This is a genomic window from Vibrio sp. 2-Bac 85 (assembly GCF_037546705.1).
GTDB lineage: Bacteria > Pseudomonadota > Gammaproteobacteria > Enterobacterales > Psychromonadaceae > Psychromonas.
Genome location: NZ_JALAAB010000050.1, coordinates 1 through 838, shown reverse-complemented (window position 1 = coordinate 838; position 838 = coordinate 1). Strand labels below are relative to the sequence as shown.

Genomic DNA, 838 nt, shown 5'->3' with positions numbered 1-838 from the left:
ACAAATCGCTGGTGAGTTTGACTCAGCGAGGAGGCCACTCTGATTTACTCCAAGAAAAGCCATCAAGCGGGTATTTTGATCGGTTTAACTCAATGACCCACCCGCTACCGGCAGACGCGAACGCCAGTTGATAGCCCTGCTCGGGCGAGATGCCAGACGGCAAAGCGGAGACTGAGCGAAAGCTTTCGTCATCAGATGACACCTCTCACCGGTTGACACACGCCTGCGTTGCCGATGCCAGAACCTAATCGGCTCAAAAAGGCCTAGATAATGAGCCGATTAACGTCACTAATCGGCTCATCGCCAAATCAGGTCCTGATTCGTCACAAAAGCGCCAACGCTTTCGTCGACGGCCAACGAAGTGCGCCAAACTAGGTGAGATCCCAATGAACTCTTGAGTGATGGATTACATTGGGCCCGACAACGTTCACGACCATCATCAACAGAGCCCATATGGAGACAACTGGCTACATGAATCGTGCTAACCACGCTCTCACCGCTAGCAGTTCATCTGTGACCGATGTTCTTGCATCCCTCGATATGCCTCGCAATAGGCTGGCGGCTCATCAGCACATTGTTGCCGGAGTCTCCCCTGAGGTCGTCATCAAGTTGGTTGCCCTGCTAGGGTCGGACACTCGTACTGTTTGTGCGATGATCGGCATTCACCGTGATGAGTTGAGTCGCCAAATCAGGCGGGGAGTTCACCTATCTCCCGCTCAGGGAGATCGCCTCTACTGGGTTGTACTAGCGCTGGAGGCTGTCATATCCCTGTACAACGGCGATATTACCAAGTCATTACGATGGCTCACTCGACCAGCCTGGGGATTTGGGGGTGAAA

General features: G+C 53.3%; 1 protein-coding gene. It reads left to right on the top strand.

All coding sequences use genetic code 11. The annotated features are described in order from the left end of the window. Window positions 1-453 precede the first annotated feature (453 nt). The coding region (locus tag MT390_RS19685) for an antitoxin Xre-like helix-turn-helix domain-containing protein (protein WP_032490167.1) at window positions 454-838 on the top strand (385 nt) is incomplete at its 3' end.